1 rRNA gene is annotated in these 212 nt (G+C 53.8%); it reads left to right on the top strand.

Features of this window, described 5'->3' with window-relative positions:
- Nucleotides 1-212 (top strand): 23S ribosomal RNA (locus tag KJS63_RS26035); the annotation flags it as partial.

The raw sequence follows: 212 nt of genomic DNA on the forward strand, positions 1-212 counted from the left end.
GCCAAGGCTAAATACTCCCTAGCGACCGATAGTGAAGCAGTACCGTGAGGGAAAGGTGAAAAGCACCCCGGAAGGGGAGTGAAAGAGATCCTGAAACCGTGTGCTTACAAGAAGTCAGAGCCCAATTTAGGGGTGATGGCGTGCCTTTTGTAGAATGAACCGGCGAGTTACGTTCCCGTGCGAGGTTAAGGTGAAGAGCCGTAGCCGCAGCG

This window comes from Paenibacillus sp. J22TS3 (assembly GCF_018403205.1).
Lineage (GTDB): Bacteria > Bacillota > Bacilli > Paenibacillales > Paenibacillaceae > Fontibacillus > Fontibacillus tuaregi.